Origin of the sequence: Synechococcus sp. H70.1 (assembly GCF_047502705.1) — a bacterium.
GTDB lineage: Bacteria > Cyanobacteriota > Cyanobacteriia > Thermostichales > Thermostichaceae > Thermostichus.
This window is the reverse complement of the sequence record NZ_JANSIV010000075.1, coordinates 8,625-26,345: the sequence shown is the minus strand read 5'-3', so window position 1 is coordinate 26,345 and position 17,721 is coordinate 8,625. Positions and strand designations below refer to the sequence as shown.

Here is a 17,721-nt window from a genome sequence, read left to right as displayed (position 1 = left end):
TTTTTTCAGTAGAGGTGGAGTTGCACTCGGGAGAGACTTTGTTGCGCCTGAGTTTTGGTTCTGATGGTAGTAAGGCAATGGTGGAAGCGGAACAATTGGGCCATCTTTTGGGGTGTCCGGTAAAGCTGCCGGAGGCAACGCCTTAGGCTCAACCTATCCTGATAGCTCCTTCCAGCCAACAAGGGAAGGCAAGGTTGGCCAAAGCTGAGACAATAACACCTGTCCACGCGCTCAAAGGGATCCCCTGTGCTGCCGCGGGCTGCTCTGTGGATTTTGGGGTTGGGCCTGCTTCTGCGCTGCTGGGTGGCTGCTCTGTTGCCGCCGGGCTTTGACGAAGCCTACTACTACCTCTACACTCGCCATCTGGACTGGAGCTATTTTGACCATCCACCGCTGGTGGCCTGGACCACAGGCCTGGGACCTCTTCTGACGGGGCAGGTGTCGGCTTTTTCAATTCGATTGGGATCCCTGCTGGTTTACAGCGGCTCTTCCCTATTGCTTTACCTCACGGCGGCGCGGCTTTTTTCGCTGCAGGCGGGGCTGATTGCTCTAGCAACCATCAGCATCGCGCCCATTTTCTGGATTGGGTTTGGGGTGCTGACCCTGCCGGATAGCCCGCTGATGCTTTTTACGGCAGCAACCCTGTGGGTGGCTGCCCAGGAGTTTTTTCCAGCTCCCTTGGCGGAGGGGAAATTGGGAGCCTATGGGGCAGCTCGCTACCGACCGGGGCCGCGGCTAGCCCTGATGGGGCTATTGGTGGGGCTGGCCTGCCTGGGCAAATACCACGGCCTGGCGGTGGGGTTTGGCCTGGTGCTCTTTTGTCTGCTCAGCTCAGCCCACCGCTGCGCCCTCCGGTCGGGATGGGCGCTCTTGGCAGTGCTGGGGTTCTTGGCGGCCTTCAGCCCGGTGCTGATCTGGAACGCCCAGCAGGATTGGGTCTCCTTTCGCTTCCAGGGGGGGCGAGCGGTGCCGGAGACTGGCTACCGCCTGCAGGATCTGGGGCTGACGGTGCTGGCGGAAATTTTTTATCTTTTCCCAACCTTGGGGATCCCTTTGCTGGGGCTGAGCTTGGCTGAGGGCGGGCGGGTGGGGTTGGCGCTTTTTCAGGGAAGACGCCTCACGGATCGAGAGCTGAAGCATCTTTTGATCTTGGCCTGTGGGCTGCCGCTGGTGCTGGCTTTTACCTTGATGGGGGGCTATCGGCCCATTTTGCCCACCTGGCCGATGCCGGGGTTCTGGGTGCTGAGCTTGCTTTTGGGATCCCGCTGGGAAAGGTGGCCGGAGGCAAGGCGGCTCTTGGCAGGAACGGCGGTGGCGGTGAGCCTGTTGGTGGGGGTGGGGCTGGCCCATGTGCGCTACGGGCTGCTGCAAGCGCCTGGCGGTCTGGGCCTGTGGCCGGTGGAACGGGATCCCTCGACTCAGTTGATTGACATCGAACAGTTGCGGCGGCCATTTCAGGCGGATCCCCGCTTGGCCCAGGCTCTGGCGGAGGCGGATTTCATTTTCACGAACGCTTACTTTTTGGGCGGCCAGATTGGCATGGCCTTGGCACCGCTGACGGAGAAGCCCATCACTTGCCTGGATGAGGATCTGCGCGGCTTTGCCTTTTGGTCACAACCTGAAGAGTGGCTGGGGCAGGATGGCCTGCTGATTACCTCCAAACTGTTTCAGCCAAGAGCAGGGATCCCGGCCGCCTACGGCACCTACTTTGAACAAATTGAGCCAGTGGCAGAGATTCCCCTGCGGCGGGCGGGGGCAGTGGCCCAAACCTTTCAGGTGTACCTGGCTCGGCGGATGCGCCAACCCTATCCTCGTCCCTACTCCCGCCGGCGCTGAGGGCTACGGCTTTTTCTGCCCACTAACGCACCCCCCCAGGAACTGCCAAGGGCAGATGGGCCGAGCTTCTGGGCTTGGCTAGCCTAATAGTCTATTGCTTCAAAAGTTGGCGAGGAACTCATGCAGACCATCATCATGACGGTGGGCACCTCTCTGCTTACCAACCTAGACAAAGACCTGCAGCCGCAGCGCCCTTGGGTCGGCCAAAAAACCATCGGCGATCCAGAACGGGCCTTGGCCTGGATGAAAAAAACAGACTTGGAACTAATCAGCGCCGAAACCAACACCTACTACCGGCTGGATCCCACTCCGCAGGATGTCTTGATTTTGCTGTACTCCGAAACCCCTGAAGGACTGGAGTGTGCCCAGATTTTGCAGCTCTTTTTTGAAAAAGCGCTGGGCCAGCAGCAGGTTTCCCTGCTGCCCCTCCCCGGCATCAACTACGAGCTAGAGGGATCCTCGCTGGAGCGGATGGCCAAGCTGTTGCAACAGTTGGCCGAGAGCGCCAAGGGGATCGTCACCTTTGCCGCCACCGGGGGGTTTAAAGCCCAGGCCATGGTCATGGCCGTGGTGGGCAGCCAATTGGGGATCCCGGTTTGCTACATCCACGAGCAATACAAATCTTTGGTGTATTTGCCCTATCTGCAACCGCAAGTTCAGCCGCGGATCCCGCGGGCAAGCTTGCCGGATTCTGGTCGAGATCGCTCCCAGGTCATCCAATTGCGCAGCGACAGCAGCCATCACCGTCCTCGCAGTTGGGTCAAGGTGGAAAAACTCCTGCGCGACCTGCCCTGGGTAGATCTGGTTCGCTACGACCCAAGCGCCTACGCTGCCCCCAAAAACGGCGTCAAGGCCGCCAACCGCAAAACCGCAGACGGCCGCCACATTTTGTGGATCCATCTCCACGAAAGCCAGGACACCCACCTTGCCGTTAGGGTAGAGACCACCGGCTATACTCCCGAACACCTAGAGCAGGCCGCTGCCGAGCTGCGGGAGCGCCTCGGTCGCCTCCTCTAGCTTTTGCTCAACTGCTGGGCCACGAGTTGCACGATGGCCTGAGCCGCACCCGGCTTGCCCCCCAGACGCCGCAATTCCGCCTGCATCTGTTGACGCCGCTCGGGATCAGTCAACAGGGCCCGCATCTGTTCGGCTACCTGGGCCGGGCGCAAGTGTCCTCGCAGCTCCGGCACCACCTCACGTCCTGCCCAGAGGTTTGGCCAAGCCAGGTAACCCAGCCACCGCAGGGCAATTCTGTTGATAAGGCGGGCCAGCCAGGGGCCCAGACCGGGCAGGCGAGCCAACAGGCCAGGGATCCCACCCCAGGCACGCATCGCCTCCAGCTTGTTGGTGGGGATCGCCACCACCATTGGCACCCCCAAGTAAGCCAGCTCGGCAGTGTTGGCGCCGACTGTAGTTAGACACAGGTCGCAATTGGCCAGCACCGAATAGGCGGGGAAGCTGGTCCACAGGTGTACCGTGGTGCCAAAGGGGGTGACGAAGTGGGATCCCAGATTGGTTTGCTCCAGAGTGGCCGAGGTGCCGTAAATCACGGCCATATCGGGGTTGAGCTTGGGATGGGCATAGGCCGCCAGCGATTGTGGCGTCTGGCCGGGAGCCACTGGGATGACGAAGCGGACGTTGGGCAGCAACTGGCGCAACTCATCCGCCACCGCCAGCACCAGCGGCACCCCCAGGGAGAGCTTGGCCGGCTTGGAGCCGGGGAGCAGCCCCACCTGGTAGTGGGTGCGGTTGCTCTCGCTAAGACGTTGCCAGCCGCGCGGCAGCAAAGCTTCGTCGGCGGAGCAGTTCTCCACCTTTGCTGGCGCCGTTTGCTCCTCGAGGGGATCGGAGGAGAGGTGGCCCATTTGCGTCAGAGAGGAAAACCCGGACATGGCCTGAGGGGTAGAAGGCTGGGCGGGAAGGGAGCGGCTGCTGAGCCAGCCGGCAAGGGGCACGCCCGGCAAGTAGACAGCACTGGCCACGCCATCGGCCATCAGATCCCCGACCACGTGCATTTTGGCAGCCCAGCAGTGGCCTAGGAGGCGTCCCCCGTCGTAGCGGCGTTTGATCTCCTCTGTGCGCACAGCAAAAGCGTCTACCCAGGGTTGCCAGCGGGGTCGCTGCTCCGCATACACCACCAGGCGGTAGCGCAGACGACGGGCAATCCAGACGGCAAAAAACTGATCCCCTCCTAGAAACAGCACCACCCCCCGCTTGGCCCAATCCCAGGCTTCTTCGGTCTGACCCGTGAGCAGAAAAGCCAGAAAAAAATCCGGATCCTGCACCCGATCGACCTGGATAAATTCCTCCGCTATCTTCATCTCTTGTCCAGAGGCATGCGGACAAGGAGAGAGCACCAGAGAAAGACGGGCCTGGGGCAGTTGCTGGCGCAATTCTAGGACGACTGGCCGCACCCAGGTAAGCAGCTCGCCGGGACCGTTGGAGAGGATGAGAATGTCGTAGAGAGGCTGGCCGCCGTTCACTGAGACGCTCAGGGGGCAAGAACTTTGCCGCTATTGTACAGTTTGCCTTTGGGCGCCAGGAGGCTAGCGGGATCTTGCCCTACTGCGAGGGAGCTTCGCCAGCCCTTTCCCTTGCCCAGGGTTTGTCCAACTGACTTTGCAACCACCCTTGGATATCCCGCAAACTTTCTGGGGAAACCTCGTGACCCATTGCGTACTCGCGATAGGTCAAGCTTAGGGGCAAAGAGGTAAAGTAGTCGCGGATCTGGCGGCCAAAAGCCACCGGCAAGACGGCATCGGCGGTGCCGTGAACCACCAGGATACTGAGGTGCTGCAGCCGGGCGGGCTCTACCGCCTCAGCTAGGATCTCTGGCGAAAGGCGACCGCTAATTGCCACCACCCCGGCCAGCTTTTCAGGCTGGGTGAGAGCCAGATACAAGCTCATAATTGCCCCCTGGCTAAACCCCAGCAAGTACACCTGCGCCGGATCCAAACCCAGACTCGGGATCCCCTGATCCAGAAAGTGGCTTAAAAGCTCCCGGCTGCGGCGGGCTTGCTCCGGATCCCCCACCAGCCCTTCCGGCGTCCAGGCCATTTCAAACCAGGCAAAGCCGCCCGCCCCCCAGGGAAGCGGCGCCCTTAGGCTAATTACCGCTAGGCGGGGATCCAAGTAAGGGGCCAACTGGAGGAGATCCCCCTCGTGGCTGCCGATCCCGTGCAGCATCACCAGCACCGGCGCCTTTCCAGGCCCAGCTTGGCGGGGGGGTTGAAAGCGGTAGGCAAGGGGCAGAGAGGAAGACACTGCACTCCTCTGGAAGAGGGACGCCTATTGCGGGCCTAGACCCACTCCCGGGGCTGGCGCAGCACTTCGTAGAGCTTGGCTTCCCAGCTATTGGGCGGGGGCTCGTAGCCGTATTCCCAGCGCACCAACGGCGGCAACGACATTAGGATCGACTCGGTGCGGCCCTGGGTCTGCAGCCCAAAGAGCGTGCCCCGGTCGTAGACTAGGTTAAACTCCACATAGCGCCCGCGCCGGTAGAGCTGGAACTGTCGCTCCCGCTCCCCCCATTCCATCCCCTGCCGCCGCTCTACAATCGGCACATAGGCCGGCAAGAACGCCTCAGCACACCCTCGCACCAGCTCAAAAAGATGTTCCCAACTGCGGGATCCCACCCGCACCTGGAGTGGCGGCGGCTCAGAGGCAAGCTGTTCGGGATCCGCTTCTGCCTCCCCCTCAGGACGGTAGAGGAGCCCCGGCCGGTCGTCTTGATAATCAAAGAAAATGCCACCAACGCCGCGGGCTTCACCCCGATGGGGCAAGAAGAAGTAGCGGTCGCACCAGATCTTAAAAGCGGGGTAGTAGGCCGGATCCAGCCGGTCGCAGGCCGCCTTGATGGTGCGGTGAAAATGGGTTGCATCCTCCTCAAACAAGTAGTAGGGGGTGAGATCCATGCCGCCGCCAAACCACCACACCGGCCCCGCCTCGAAATAGCGGTAGTTGAGGTGAACTGTTGGCACATAAGGGTTGCGGGGGTGCAACACCATGGAAGTGCCGGTGGCGTAGAAGGAATGACCTGCTGTCTCTGGACGCTGCTTGAGGATCGAGGGGGGCAGCTGCGATCCGAACACCTCGGAAAAATTAACCCCTCCTTGCTCAAACACGCCTCCCTGCTGGATAACCCGCGAGCGACCGCCGCCACCGCCAGGACGCTCCCAACTGTCCTCGCGAAACTTGGCTTTGCCGTCCAGGGCCTCTAGTCGAGCACAGATCTCATCCTGGAGTTGTCGCATAAACTGGCTTACTCGTTGACGAGCATCCCGCGGCGGTGCTGTCGGGCTTGCGGTCAGCATCATCGTCTTCCCGTCTCTCGAAATGGACGAAACAACTCCCCCCCAAGGGCAGACCCTCGTCTCAAGCCTTGCAGGCGCGGAGAACTCTTCTCAGCGCTCTAGGCCATCTCTAGATTACTCTAGTTTTAAGTGGGAACGACCGCGTGGGGGCGGAGCCTTGCCCACTTGTTCCGCTCCTCGCGAAAACTCTGGCAGGCCACCACATCCCACTCCATCTCGGTGCCGCCGTTGCGGATGTTGACGTTGATCTGGGGTCCTTGCGGCTCAAAATCCGGCGTCAGGGTGAGGTGGGGCTGTTGGTGCTGCGCTTCCACGGCGTGATAGGTGGTGCAGCGATCTACATAGTAGCAGTGGATACAAATACACATCTGCTGCCTACCCGAAAGCGTTTGTGATCTCGACAATAGCATCCTGTCTGCGGAAAGACGGGGGATCCGGCCTGTTCAACCAAGTTCCTGAGACATTTCTTAGGAAAAAGAGGCATTTCCCCTTCTCTCGTCTAAAATCTCAGGATACTCATCCACCCATGAGGCTAAGGCTTGGTTTCTGGTCAGGATCAAGCCAAGCAGGCTATCCCGAGGAATTGCCATGAACACCCACACCCGCTACCGCTTTACCTGCACCCTCTCCTTTGGGGATATCTACGGCCAGATCATCGTTTGGCTAATCGTGGTCTTTGCCGGCCTGGGCGCTGCCCTCTCTTTGATGAACAGCCCCCTCTACGCCTTTCTCACCATCGCGCTGATCTTGGTCATCTCCCTGCCTTTTCTGCTCTTTGCCTTCGTGACGACGCTGCTCAACCACATCGAGTTTGTGGCTGTTCCACCGGAAGAAGAGGAAGGGCGCACTGCGGCAGCCAAGTCGCCGGTGGCCATCAGCTAGCAGCGGTCTAACCTGGCGGCCCCGGGGAGGAGCTGGGGGCGGGGACAGCAGCGCTTTCTCCTTAAGGGTTGTTTAAAGATTTGTCAAACTTTGTTATAGTTGGATCCAGCAGCCTCGCGGCCTGACCCCTTTGCCGTTGGCACTTCCTAGCTGAGGAAGGCGACAGGCGGTCTACGGCTAGCTCAAGAATGGCTGCAAGACCGTTGACGTGCAGGGGTAATGTGAGGTGATGGAAAATCACTCGATCCAGATCGACTACCGAGTGTACCGGTTGGCGCGGCTGTTGAGCGAATACCTCAATGTAGGGGAGTTAATTGCGGTTTCCGCCGGATCCCTGGAGGAGGAGCCGCTGGCTCCCGCCGAGTGCTCTGCCTGCTGAGCTGGATCTGGCGCCAACAAGCGGGATCCCGTAGGCTAGGTAACTTGTCTCCCGTTGTATCTCCTATGCGGATCCCTTCCTGGTGGCCACAGCTCAGCTTTCAGGTCTGGCTAATCTTCGTCGGTCGGTTGCTTTCCCAAACCGGAACCGGCTTTGCCCTCTTCTACGCCCCCCTCTTTTTCGTTGACCAGGTGGGGCTAAGGGCCACTCAAGTGGGGCTGGGGCTAGGCCTCATGGCTTTAAGTGGGGTGCTTGGCCGCATCCTTGGCGGCTCAATGGCTGACGGCGCTTGGGGCCGCCGCTCCACTTTGATCCTCTCGCTGGCCATTTCTGCTGCTGGCTCGTTTGGGTTTGCCCTCTCCCAGGGTTTCTACAGTTTTGCCCTAGCCAGTCTGGTAGCAGGGATGGGTCAAGGTTTGTACTGGCCACCAGTGGAGGCAATTGTAGCCGACCTAACCACGCGCGAGCAGCGCAACGAAGCCTATGCCCTCAACCGCCTGGGGGATAACTTGGGCCTCAGCCTCGGCGTGGCCATGGCCAGTGCCTTGGTAGCCCTAACGAAGAACTACCGCCTCTTGTTTGTGATCGACGGCCTCACCTACTTGATTTTTCTAGCCCTGCTCTGGTGTTGCGTTCAGGAAACTCGGGTCACTCAGTCGGCGGCAGAGCCCCTGTGGGCCGGCTGGAAAGCCGCCCTGAGGGATCGCTCCCTGGTGGTGTTTGCCCTGGCCAACCTTTTCTTCACCACCTACATTGCCCAGCTCAGCAGCAGCTTGCCCCTTTACTTGCGCAAGGGGGCTGGGATCCCTGAGGTACAGATTGGCCCGTTGTTTGCCCTGCACGGCGCCCTCATTGCCCTGCTGCAGCTGCCAGCAGCTCGTTGGCTCAATCGCTGGACGCGGGTCCGCGCCCTCCAGGGATCCGCTCTACTATGGGGGCTGGGTTTTGGGTTGGTTTGGCTTAGCAGCTTGGCAGCCCAGTGGGGAGCGATGCCAGCTAGGGGGATGGCGGCTTTGGCCTTGGCGGTGCTCTCGTTGGCCTTGGTGAGCTACAACCCCTCGGCGTCGGCGTTGGTGGCGGATCTGGCTCCAGCTCATCTGCGAGGGGTGTATTTGTCGGTCAACTCCCTCTGTTGGGCAGCCGGCTTTGCCCTTGGGCCACTAATCGGGGGGATGGCTCTGGATCTGCCGCCCCCCTGGGCAGGAGGGCTGTGGCTCCTCTGGGTGTCTACCGTCGGCCTGGTTTGGGGGATCCTCGGCCTCTTGGATGGCCTCCTACCCTGCAGGGTTAATGCAGCAACCGCCCCTCCCCCTGCCCAAGGCAGAGCCCTAGGGTAGGAGGCGGGATGGTTTGTTAAGCTGATGTTACCTTCAACCCTTGCAGCATGAGTCGTATTGGCATTCTTGGGGGTGGCTTTGGCGGGTTGTACACAGCCCTGGAGCTCATCCGCCGACCTTGGCCGGAGCCGCCACAGATTACTCTGGTGGATCGGCAGGAGCGCTTTGTCTTTGCTCCGTTGCTCTACGAGCTGCTCACGGGCGAGCTGGAAGACTGGGAGGTAGCCCCCCGCTTTCAGGATCTGCTGCCGCCAGAGTCGGTGCAGTTTTGCCAGGGCTCTGTGCAGTCCATTGACCTGAAAGCCCGCCGCGTCCTGCTGAGAGAGGGGCAAAGCCTGGAGTACGACGCCTTGGTGCTGGCACTGGGAGGGGAGACCCCTCTAGAAGGCGTGCCGGGAGCAGCGGAGTTTGCCTTTCCCTTCCGCACCCTGGCCGACGCCCAACGGCTGCGGGCCCACCTGAAAACTCTAGAGGCGCGGGAGGCGGCTCAGCCGATAACTCTGGCCATTGTTGGGGCGGGAGCAAGCGGTGTGGAGCTAGCCTGCAAATTGGCAGACCGGCTGGGATCCCGAGGGCAGATCTGCCTTGTCGAGCTGGGATCCCAGATTTTGCCAGGGTTTACCCCCTCCACCCGGGAGGCAGCCCAGGCGGCGCTGGCTAGGCGGCAGGTGCGAGTGGAGCTGCAGACCAAGGTGCTTGGGATCGAGGCCGTGGAAGAAAACAGCGCCCCTCCCTTCCGCCTGCGGCTGCAGCGACGGGAAGCCCAAGAGATGGCCACCGCTCTCGTGGATGCGGTGCTGTGGACCGTCGGAACCCGACCGGCAGCAGTGATTGCCGACCTGGATCTGCCCAAAAGTGAGCGGGGGCGGTTGCAGGTTTTGCCCACCCTGCAAACTCCCACCTTTCCAGAAGTGTTTGCCCTGGGAGACGTAGCGGCGGTGGTGGATGCCGAAGGCCAGCCGGTGCCCGCCACCGCCCAAGCAGCTTTTCAACAGGCTGGCTATTGCGCTTGGAACCTGTGGGCCTTGCTCACCCAGGAGCGGCCCCTGCTGCCGTTCCGCTACTTCTCTCTGGGGGAAATGCTTAGCTTGGGGACGGATGCAGCGGTGCTTTCTGGTCTCGGCGGACTCACTCTAACCGGGCCCCTGGGCTACTTGGCGCGGCGAGCCGTCTACCTAGTGCGCCTACCTACCCTGGAGCACCAGCTCAAAGTGGGGTGGAACTGGATCACCCGCCCGCTCTGGCAGGCCCTAGGAGCCCTGTAGCTGGCGGGAGCGCTCGTAGGCTGCCCGCACTGCCCGCATCAAGGCCCCCCGCACTCCCCCCTCTTCCAGGGCCTGGAGCCCGGCGATGGTCGTTCCCCCCGGGCTGGTCACTTGATCCTTGAGGAGGGCGGGGTGGAGCTTCTCTTGCTGTAAAAGGGCAGCAGTGCCCACTAGGGTCTGCATGGCCAGTTGGGTGGCAAGGGGGCGCGGCAACCCCACCCCCACCCCCCCGTCAATTAACGCTTCCAGGATCACCGCTAAATACCCCGGCCCCGACCCCGAGAGAGCGGTCACCGCATCCATTTGGCTTTCGGCCACCGTCACCACCTCGCCCACGGCGCGAAACAGCTTCTCCACCTGCTCTACCTGGCCAGGCGTTACTCCTGGCCCGTAGCAAATAGCGGTGATCCCTGCTCCCACCAGCGCTGGCGTGTTGGGCATGGTGCGCACCACCCTCTGCTGGGGAAAAGCCTGCTGCAACTGCTGCAATGGGATCCCGGCCATAATAGAAACGACCAACTCTGTGGCCGCCGGCTGGCCTATCTCTGCCACCACCTGGGGGAAGACCTGAGGCTTGACGGCCAAAAATAAAATCTCAGACTCCCCCGCCTCAGAGGGATCTGCCAACAGCCGAATGCCCAGCTCCTGCTGTAGACTCTTGGCCCTGGCTGGGTCGGGCTCTCGCAACGCCAGCTGCTCTGGGGGATAAACTCCCGCTGCCACCCAACGCCGCAGCAGGGCGGATCCCATGGCTCCGCCCCCAATGACACATAATAGCGGTTGCTTCATGGTAACTAGTGCTGGCCTACCGCTTGCAGGTGTTCATAGCTGCTAGGCCAGAGGGGGGTGGGGTTTTGCAAAGGGCGCTGCAGCGGCTGCATAACTTGGCTACTAGGGGTAGAGATGGTTACCGTGCTGGGGGTGAATAAAAAAATATTCTCCCCAATCCGCTCCTGATGGCCGTCAATGGCATAGGTGCCGCCAGCAACAAAGTCCACAGAACGCTGGGCTTCGGCGGGATCCATCAGGCTTAGGTTCATGATTACCGTCTTGCGCTCACGCAGGTATTGGATAACCTGGGCCATCTCATCAAAGCTGCGTGGCTCCAGCACCACCACCTCGTTGGTAGGCTGGCTAATGCCAGGCAATCCAATGACGTTGCTTCCCATACCCCCTCCTGAGCGCTCCCGATGGGGCTGACTGCGCCGATGACCACGCGGCTCTTCCCGATGGAGAGGCCCTTCTCCAGCTTCTACTGAGCGCTGCCGCCGTCCCCGCAAGGAGGGCTCTGCTTCTTCCTCGCTAGGAGAAGAAGTAGCTCCTGGAGAACGGCGTCTTTCGTAGAGAAGTTGATAGTCGTCCTGCCCATCCATCTCAGATTCAGAGTACTCCTCCAGGTTATCCGCAGGATCATTTAAGCCTACAAAATCCCTTACCCTGCTCCAGATTCCACTGACATTCATCCCTTGCATCCTCACTACCTACCCTAAGTCTACGGAGAGCGCGGCACTTAAGCCTTAGAGCCTAAGCAGAGACCCAAGTTAAGAGGGCGTTGGCGCAGGAAGCTGCCAACCTGAGGGACTACCCCAAGCAACCCAGCTTTCTCCCTCCAAAGTGCCCTGTGGGGTTCACACAAATTTAATCACAACCCCAGGGCTTCACAATATATCTATCGCCGCTCAGCACCGGCAAACAAAGCGCGCCCCAGTCGAATGAAGTTAGAGCCTGCTGCCACTGCTAGCAGGTAGTCGTCGGACATACCCATTGAGAGAGTATGTAATTGCAGGCGCTCGTAGCCGCTTTGCCGAATGGACTCAGCCAGCTCAGCCAGCTTGCGAAACAGCTCCAAGGCAGCTTCTGCGCTAAGGCCCAGGGGTAGGATCGTCATCAGGCCCACAATTTCCACTTGCAGCAGTTGGTTGAGTTGAGGCAGGCTCTGGAGCAGGTCGGGGATAAGCCAGCCGAATTTGTTGGGATCAGGGGCTAATTTTACTTGCAGGCAGAGCTTGGGGGTAAGCTGAAGCTCCCCCGCTTTCTGGTCTATCAGCTTGGCCAGGCGCAGGCTATCGACGCTGTCAATCCAGGCAAATTGCTTGAGGGCCGGCTTTACTTTATTGGTCTGGAGGTGTCCAATCAGGTGCCAGACAATGTCGGTCAAGTCCTGCAGCTGCGCCTGTTTGCCGGCTGCCTCTTGCACTCGACTTTCGCCGAAGTGGCGGATGCCAGCTCGATAGGCGGCGCGGATGTGGTTGACGCTGTAGCCCTTGCTCACCGCCATGATCTCCACATGGCTGGGGATCTGGGCACGGATGGCCTGAATGCGGCGGTGGATAAGCTCTTCGTCAACAGGGGGCAGTGCCGGTTCAAGCACGCTGGAAGAAGGCAGAGCCATGGCTGGAGCCACCTAGGAAGCTAGCAGAAGATCTCGACCGAGAGGCCAGTCCTCATCTTGTCTAGGTCTAGACGCTTCTGGAGTGGAGGTCTAGAGCCTAGGGGCCAGGAGGCAGCCCTCCGGTAGCGGAAAGAGGGGTAACAGAGGCTCTTCTAGAGCTTAACCCAAGGCCGCAGCCAAGATTTGATAGGCCAGCTTGGCAACGGTAAAAGCGCTGCGGCGATCGGTTTCCTGCTCGCCGGTAACTGCCAGCTCCACCACATCGGCGCCAACAATCTGCCGCTGCTGCCCCAGAGCCCGGATGAGCTCCACTGTTTCCCACCAGCCCAGCCCCCCAGGCTCAGGGGTGCCCGTGGCCGGCACGACTGCGGGATCTAGGCCGTCCACATCCACCGTTAGGTACACTTGGGGGCCCAACGTGGCGATTACCTCGGGGATCCACTCCTGGGCTGGCCTGCCGTGCAGGCTGTGGGCAAAGAAGGTGTGCAGGCGGTGCTTGCGAATGGCCTGGCGGTCTTCGGCACAGAGGGAGCGGATCCCCACCTGGGTAAGGCGGCTGCCCACTTGCTCAACTACCCGCGCCATGGCCGAGGCGTGGGAGTAGCGGGATCCCTCATAGCTATCTCTGAGGTCACAGTGGGCATCAATCTGCAGCACGTGCAGCTCTGGGTAATGCACCAAGTGGGCGGCAATCAAGGGGCCAGTGATGGAGTGCTCGCCGCCAATAGAGAGCAAAAACCGTCCTGGCCTGACCCACTGGGCGGCGCAGCGCTGAATTTTGGCCATGGCCAGCTCGTGGCTGTCTAGCCCCTCGAACTCCACCGGCGGCGCCGTCCAGTAGCGGGAGATGGCTTCGCAGCAGTTGGGGCGGAGGGCCGGCTGGCAGTCCCTCACCTCGTCGTAGATCTCCACATAGGCCGAAGCCTCTAGCAGGGCTTGGGGGCCTTTGGCCGTACCTTTGCCGTAGGAGGTGGTAGCCTCGTAAGGGACGGGCAAGAGAATAGCCTGGGCCACCTCGGGATCCGACTCAGGCAGGCCCAAAAAAGGCAGGGGAGAGCGATACATAGCAAAAGAGCAGGCAGGGATCCCTATTGTAAAGGGTGTTGAAAGGGCGTACTCCAGGGCGGCGCGGAAAAGCCCGTAGGCAACTTTAGTTGCCAACCAACGCTGCAGCCTGCTAGATAATTATAGGTGCGGCTCGCAAGCCAGCTTCTTGGATGCCAACGAGCTGCCTAATTCTGGTGAAAAACCCGACGGGTGGCAAGCATCTGTGCGGGTCTTACGCGAGGGCTGCACCAAACGGCAAAGAGGTTCCAGCCTAATCTCCTTGGGGCTTTGCCTCAAGAAACTGTGGAGGGACAGCTTGACAATGTCTTTACGGGTCCGGTTGTGGACTGCGTAAGGATCCCCCCACCTTAGTCGGCTGGAGTACCAACGGTACTGCCTTAGCCAGGCCCCTTGACTTTCTCTTCCCCGTTCCGTCTTTTTGGACAAGCTGACCTGAGGCTCCTATGACCCCTGCTTCTCAAGCTGCTCTTTTTGACGCTCTTGCCCAGCGCCGTGCCCTCAAGATCATCAGCGGCCTACAAAACTTTGACCGCGAGTCCGTGCTGAAAATTACTCGTGCCGCCCAAGAGGGGGGGGCTACCTGGGTAGATATTGCTGCCAGTCCTGAGTTGGTGCAGGCGGTGCGGGCCCAAGTTGAGCTGCCCATCTGCGTGTCAGCAGTGAATCCGCAGCAATTGGCTGCTGCAGTGCAGGCAGGAGCTGACATGGCCGAAATCGGCAACTACGACAGCTTTTACCCTTCAGGCCGCGTCTTCTCTGCAGAAGAGGTTTTGGAGCTCACCCGTCAAACTCGCGCGCTCCTGCCCCGCACCCTTCTATCGGTTACTGTCCCCCACACGCTGCCCTTAGATCAGCAGGCGGAACTGGCGGAGAAACTGGAGGAGCTGGGGGCTGATTTCATCCAAACCGAGGGCAGCAGCAGTGCCGAACCGCGCCACGGCGGCTCGCTGGGCCTGATCGAGAAGGCTGCTCCCACGCTGGCTGCTGCTTACGAGATTAGCCGGGTGGTCTCGGTGCCGGTCATCTGCGCCTCCGGCCTCTCAACGGTAACGGTGCGCCTGGCCATTGCTGCCGGTGCCTCGGCGGTGGGGGTGGGCAAGGCCGTCAGTCGCCTCCAGGACGAGGTGGCCATGGTGGCCCAGGTGCGGGCCCTCCGAGAAGCCTTGGTCGGATTCCACCTACCTGCTCTGGTCTAACTGGCTTGCGGGCTAAGGTGGCAAGGGGCGCTAGGCGCCATTTCTCCAACGGGGAAGCCTACCCACTAGGTAGTTAGCCAGGGGATCAAAGCTTCACAAAATTGTAGGGGGCCGTGAGGTTGTTGTAGCGAATGCGCAGGCGACCCTGAAAGGCGTGATCCAGCTCCTCCACTTTTTGGGCAAAGGCGGGCTCATCTTCCCAGTTGATGAGAAAGGCGCTGTTGTAGGCCATGTTCTTGGTCAGCAGCTCTCCTTCAACGCAGTCGCTAGCCAGGGGAGCAAGGGCAGCTGTAAAAGTCTGGGCAATGCGCCGGCGTCGCTGCTCCAAAAGTTGCTCCAAAGCCCGCCCAATTTCCACAACGGCCTCCAGTCCCAGCGGAGTGCCAGCCAGCTCATCACGGCGGGCTTTCAGGGCCGGGTTTTCTTCTAGCTCCAACTGCAGCTCCCGCTCGGGATCCCAGAAAACCTTCACCCCTACTTCCCGTTTGCCCTCCAGGCGCTGCAGCAGGACCAACAGATCGCTCAGGCGCGGTTTAACCAGATCCTGTTCTACCTGATCCCAACTACCCACCACCAGGCCAAACTGCAGCGGCAGCAGGGCGCGGTGACCTTCCTTGATAACGCTTTCCAAAACGGCCTCGTGGGCCAGCAAGTTGGCCCGGCTAGCCAGGTAGCGCTCCTGGCAGGCTTGGGAATAGAGGAAGGCTAGAGATCCCAGCACGTGAACCCGCACCGGCTGCTTGTCCAATCCCACCACCTTTAGGTGGCGCGGGCCGGGGGCAGCGACAATCCCGTAGAGGTAGAGGGCACTAGTAGGGTTGGGACTTACCGTTGGCATAGCTGCGGGCATCTCCAATGAGCCAGGTGAGGTTGGATTCTTCCGTGTCGATGGCCTTGCCATCAGAGGAAATGCAGTAGCGACCCATCACCATCTGGTGGCGCAACGTCACCCCTGCCGCAATCTGGGTGTAGTTGAAGATAAGGCTGCCCTCCAGCGTGCACCCCTCGTTTAACACACAGCCGTAGCCAATGGCCGTGGGGCCGATGAGCTTCACCCCGTCTGCCAGGTAGGTACTGGCCCCGATGTATACCGGCGGCTCAATGTGGATGCGATCCCAGTTGGCGCGAATGTTGATCCCTGTCCAGACACCGGGCCGAATTTGGATCCCGGGTACCTTAACACCCTTGATCTCCCCGCGCAGCACCTTTTGCACAGCCAGCCAGTAATCGTGGGTACGGCCAATGTCCACCCACTGGAAGTCAGCTTTGATGCCGTAGAAGGGAGCGCCGACTTTTACCAAAGTAGGGAAGAGATCGCTGCCGATGTCGTAGGGGCGGCCGGGGGGAATATAGTCAAACACCTCTGGCTCAAAGACGTAGATGCCCGCGTTGATGGTGTTGCTAAGCGCCTCTTCCTGCCTTGGCTTTTCTTGGAAAGCAGTAACCCGACCTGTTTCATCAGTTACCACCACCCCATAGCTAGAGACCTGGCTGGGATCCACCTCCCGCAGCACTACTGTGGCCAGCGCCCCCTTAGACTTGTGGAAATTGACCACCTCGGTTAGGTTGAGGTCAACCAGAGCGTCGCCGCAGAGTACCACGAAGGTGCTATCGAAAAAGCCAGAGAAATCCTGGATCTTGCGCATACCGCCAGCAGATCCTAGAGGCTCGGCCACCGGCTGGCCGTTCTCAAAATGGCCCTCGAAGGAAAAGCCAATGTGTACTCCCCACTGCTGGCCATCGCGGAAGTAGTCCTCAATCTGGTGAGCAAGGTGGCTGGTGTTGATCATGATCTGGTCAAAGCCATGTTCCCGCAGCAGCTCCACCAAAAACTCCATAACAGGCTTGTGCAAAATGGGGATCATTGGCTTCGGCATCATGTAGGTGATGGGCCGTACCCGTGTCCCCTTGCCGGCCGCCAGGATCATGGCCTTCATGCCTTTGTCTCTCCTCTAGGCTTCTGTGTTTTTCACCCTACTAGGATTGACTTTACTAAATGAGGGGGAGACTAGCCCTTTAGCTCCTATTCTCACAAGGAGACGACGCTCCAGCTTAGACCTGCCCGGCAGCCCCACCGAAGCCGCCCAGATCCTCCCCTCTCCTTCGGGTAACACTCTGCGGCTAGCCCAATCGGGAAAAGACTTGGCTGCCCTGCAGTGCTGTTTGAGGAGAGCTGGAGCGGGAAGGAGCTTGTGCTTTCTCCCCTACAGAACAAATCCCCCAACAGGGGGAGCTCAGCTTCCGAAGCTGAAAAAGGGAGAGCAGAAGCTACTGAGGGGCAGTGGCCAGAGCTTTGGAAGGCTTCTTCTCTGGTTTCTCGGCTGCAACCTTGGCTAGGAGAGACCGTAAGCTCGGAAAAAGAAAGTGGTTTTCTTCAACGTATTGAGCACCAAATAGCCCTTTCTCTGCCCAGAAGAAGCGGTCGACAGTATGCTCATTGCGTCGAACCAGTATGAGTGCCGGCGGCTGAATAGAGTTTTCCTGAATGTATCTTCTAGCAGCAGTAACGGACTTCTCTTCACCGCTCTCTAGCTTATATTGAGGAATAAGATCTAAAATCTTGCGCCCTTCCAAGCGGCGACGGCTCTTGCGCTTTCTTTTCCTGACCAATGTAAACCTCCTAGGAAAGATTACGAAACAGTCGCAAAGAATATATCAGGTTTGCTTAAGAAAATCAATAGATCCTGCGGCTCTCGTTATCATCGTTAACAGAAACAAAAAGCTAGCACTTATCCTCAATTGATAAAGAAATGCCACTAGCAGAGCAGGTATCCAAGCTCTGCTATAGACACTCTCCACTTCAGAAGGTAAGCAGTTGGCTACCAATATGGCAAACTTAGCCCTGCCAAAAGGAATAATCCTTGGCCAACTCTGCCGAAATTCTACAACCAATTCTCTATTTCTACAAGATACTAGGCCTGCTCTCCTGGATTGGGCTAAACCCTTGGACAGAGGCCAGGCCTCTTGCTACCCTGTCTCCAGGTAGGACTGTGCCAGTGTCGACGACAGGGAATTTTGGCCATGAGGAAATTGGCGTTTCTAGTGGGTCTGGG

18 protein-coding genes are annotated in these 17,721 nt (G+C 59.9%); 7 read left to right on the top strand and 11 right to left on the bottom strand.

The features are described from left to right. Window positions 1-246: 246 nt before the first annotated feature. A complete protein-coding gene (locus NW827_RS05410; RefSeq protein ID WP_414503423.1) occupies window positions 247-1,836 on the top strand; it encodes an ArnT family glycosyltransferase in 1,590 nt (529 codons plus the stop codon). Between the two features lie 120 nt (window positions 1,837-1,956). Further along, entirely contained in the window at window positions 1,957-2,853 is an 897-nt protein-coding gene (locus NW827_RS05405) for a putative CRISPR-associated protein (RefSeq protein WP_414404105.1), read from the top strand. Here NW827_RS05405 and NW827_RS05400 read toward each other — a convergent pair. The 4 genes from NW827_RS05400 to NW827_RS05385 all read right to left on the bottom strand — a co-directional run bounded on the left by NW827_RS05400 (window position 2,850) and on the right by NW827_RS05385 (window position 6,517). Beyond that, on the bottom strand, window positions 2,850-4,319 hold the full coding sequence (locus tag NW827_RS05400; RefSeq protein WP_414404106.1) for a hypothetical protein: 1,470 nt from the start codon (window positions 4,317-4,319) through the stop codon (window positions 2,850-2,852). The two genes, NW827_RS05405 and NW827_RS05400, sit on opposite strands and share 4 nt — an antisense overlap. A 79-nt stretch (window positions 4,320-4,398) precedes the next feature. Then, the gene (locus NW827_RS05395; RefSeq protein ID WP_414404107.1) at window positions 4,399-5,100 is read right to left on the bottom strand and encodes an alpha/beta hydrolase; all 702 of its coding nucleotides are present in this window, start codon (window positions 5,098-5,100) and stop codon (window positions 4,399-4,401) included. Window positions 5,101-5,135: 35 nt separating this feature from the next. Then, window positions 5,136-6,149 (bottom strand): oxygen-dependent coproporphyrinogen oxidase, encoded by a 1,014-nt coding sequence (gene hemF, locus NW827_RS05390; protein ID WP_414404108.1) that lies wholly within the window; start codon window positions 6,147-6,149, stop codon window positions 5,136-5,138. A gap of 125 nt (window positions 6,150-6,274) precedes the next feature. Then, the gene (locus tag NW827_RS05385) at window positions 6,275-6,517 is read right to left on the bottom strand and encodes a Ycf34 family protein (RefSeq protein WP_414362132.1); all 243 of its coding nucleotides are present in this window, start codon (window positions 6,515-6,517) and stop codon (window positions 6,275-6,277) included. Window positions 6,518-6,737: 220 nt separating this feature from the next. Between NW827_RS05385 and NW827_RS05380 the strand changes: the two genes are divergently transcribed. The 4 genes from NW827_RS05380 (at window position 6,738) to NW827_RS05365 (ending at window position 10,012) form a co-directional block, all read left to right on the top strand. Next, window positions 6,738-7,031, top strand: a complete 294-nt coding sequence (locus tag NW827_RS05380; protein WP_414503422.1) for a hypothetical protein — start codon at window positions 6,738-6,740, stop codon at window positions 7,029-7,031. Between the two features lie 229 nt (window positions 7,032-7,260). Next, entirely contained in the window at window positions 7,261-7,410 is a 150-nt protein-coding gene (locus NW827_RS05375; protein ID WP_414362136.1) for a hypothetical protein, read from the top strand. A gap of 65 nt (window positions 7,411-7,475) precedes the next feature. Continuing rightward, window positions 7,476-8,747 carry an MDR family MFS transporter gene (locus NW827_RS05370; protein ID WP_414404110.1) on the top strand — a complete coding sequence of 424 codons (1,272 nt, stop codon included), beginning with the start codon at window positions 7,476-7,478 and terminating at the stop codon, window positions 8,745-8,747. A 47-nt stretch (window positions 8,748-8,794) separates the two neighbouring features. Continuing rightward, window positions 8,795-10,012: an NAD(P)/FAD-dependent oxidoreductase gene (locus NW827_RS05365; RefSeq protein WP_414362139.1), complete on the top strand. Its 1,218-nt coding sequence runs from the start codon at window positions 8,795-8,797 to the stop codon at window positions 10,010-10,012. On the opposite strand, the gene proC is transcribed toward NW827_RS05365, so the two are convergent. From proC to speB, 4 genes are all read right to left on the bottom strand, one after another. Continuing rightward, window positions 9,998-10,801: a pyrroline-5-carboxylate reductase gene (gene proC, locus NW827_RS05360; protein WP_414404111.1), complete on the bottom strand. Its 804-nt coding sequence runs from the start codon at window positions 10,799-10,801 to the stop codon at window positions 9,998-10,000. The genes NW827_RS05365 and proC overlap by 15 nt on opposite strands. 5 nt (window positions 10,802-10,806) lie before the next feature. After that, window positions 10,807-11,385 (bottom strand): cell division protein SepF, encoded by a 579-nt coding sequence (locus tag NW827_RS05355; RefSeq protein ID WP_414404112.1) that lies wholly within the window; start codon window positions 11,383-11,385, stop codon window positions 10,807-10,809. 296 nt (window positions 11,386-11,681) lie between these two features. Further along, window positions 11,682-12,404 (bottom strand): YggS family pyridoxal phosphate-dependent enzyme, encoded by a 723-nt coding sequence (locus NW827_RS05350; protein ID WP_414362143.1) that lies wholly within the window; start codon window positions 12,402-12,404, stop codon window positions 11,682-11,684. 159 nt (window positions 12,405-12,563) lie between these two features. Continuing rightward, window positions 12,564-13,565 (bottom strand): agmatinase, encoded by a 1,002-nt coding sequence (gene speB / locus NW827_RS05345; protein ID WP_414362145.1) that lies wholly within the window; start codon window positions 13,563-13,565, stop codon window positions 12,564-12,566. A 350-nt stretch (window positions 13,566-13,915) separates the two neighbouring features. On the opposite strand from speB, the gene NW827_RS05340 reads away from it, so the two are divergent. Beyond that, window positions 13,916-14,668 carry a DUF561 domain-containing protein gene (locus NW827_RS05340; protein ID WP_414404113.1) on the top strand — a complete coding sequence of 251 codons (753 nt, stop codon included), beginning with the start codon at window positions 13,916-13,918 and terminating at the stop codon, window positions 14,666-14,668. 85 nt (window positions 14,669-14,753) lie between these two features. On the opposite strand, the gene NW827_RS05335 is transcribed toward NW827_RS05340, so the two are convergent. The 3 genes from NW827_RS05335 to NW827_RS05325 all read right to left on the bottom strand — a co-directional run bounded on the left by NW827_RS05335 (window position 14,754) and on the right by NW827_RS05325 (window position 17,278). Next, window positions 14,754-15,506 carry a GvpL/GvpF family gas vesicle protein gene (locus NW827_RS05335; RefSeq protein ID WP_414404114.1) on the bottom strand — a complete coding sequence of 251 codons (753 nt, stop codon included), beginning with the start codon at window positions 15,504-15,506 and terminating at the stop codon, window positions 14,754-14,756. Beyond that, window positions 15,478-16,605, bottom strand: coding sequence for a sugar phosphate nucleotidyltransferase (locus tag NW827_RS05330; RefSeq protein WP_414362151.1), 1,128 nt, complete (start codon window positions 16,603-16,605; stop codon window positions 15,478-15,480). The genes NW827_RS05335 and NW827_RS05330 overlap by 29 nt, the downstream gene beginning before the upstream one ends. A 331-nt stretch (window positions 16,606-16,936) precedes the next feature. Next, on the bottom strand, window positions 16,937-17,278 hold the full coding sequence (locus NW827_RS05325; protein ID WP_414404115.1) for a DUF3155 domain-containing protein: 342 nt from the start codon (window positions 17,276-17,278) through the stop codon (window positions 16,937-16,939). Window positions 17,279-17,721: the final 443 nt, after the last annotated feature.

Coding starts and splice junctions, on each gene's coding strand:
- NW827_RS05405 (WP_414404105.1), top strand. CDS start 1,957: ATGCAGACCATCATCATGACGGTGGGCACCTCTCTGCTTACCAACCTA.
- hemF (WP_414404108.1), bottom strand. CDS start 6,149: ATGCTGACCGCAAGCCCGACAGCACCGCCGCGGGATGCTCGTCAACGA.
- NW827_RS05385 (WP_414362132.1), bottom strand. CDS start 6,517: ATGTGTATTTGTATCCACTGCTACTATGTAGATCGCTGCACCACCTAT.
- NW827_RS05380 (WP_414503422.1), top strand. CDS start 6,738: ATGAACACCCACACCCGCTACCGCTTTACCTGCACCCTCTCCTTTGGG.
- NW827_RS05375 (WP_414362136.1), top strand. CDS start 7,261: ATGGAAAATCACTCGATCCAGATCGACTACCGAGTGTACCGGTTGGCG.
- NW827_RS05370 (WP_414404110.1), top strand. CDS start 7,476: ATGCGGATCCCTTCCTGGTGGCCACAGCTCAGCTTTCAGGTCTGGCTA.
- NW827_RS05365 (WP_414362139.1), top strand. CDS start 8,795: ATGAGTCGTATTGGCATTCTTGGGGGTGGCTTTGGCGGGTTGTACACA.
- proC (WP_414404111.1), bottom strand. CDS start 10,801: ATGAAGCAACCGCTATTATGTGTCATTGGGGGCGGAGCCATGGGATCC.
- NW827_RS05355 (WP_414404112.1), bottom strand. CDS start 11,385: ATGGATGGGCAGGACGACTATCAACTTCTCTACGAAAGACGCCGTTCT.
- NW827_RS05350 (WP_414362143.1), bottom strand. CDS start 12,404: ATGGCTCTGCCTTCTTCCAGCGTGCTTGAACCGGCACTGCCCCCTGTT.
- NW827_RS05340 (WP_414404113.1), top strand. CDS start 13,916: ATGACCCCTGCTTCTCAAGCTGCTCTTTTTGACGCTCTTGCCCAGCGC.
- NW827_RS05335 (WP_414404114.1), bottom strand. CDS start 15,506: ATGCCAACGGTAAGTCCCAACCCTACTAGTGCCCTCTACCTCTACGGG.
- NW827_RS05330 (WP_414362151.1), bottom strand. CDS start 16,605: ATGAAGGCCATGATCCTGGCGGCCGGCAAGGGGACACGGGTACGGCCC.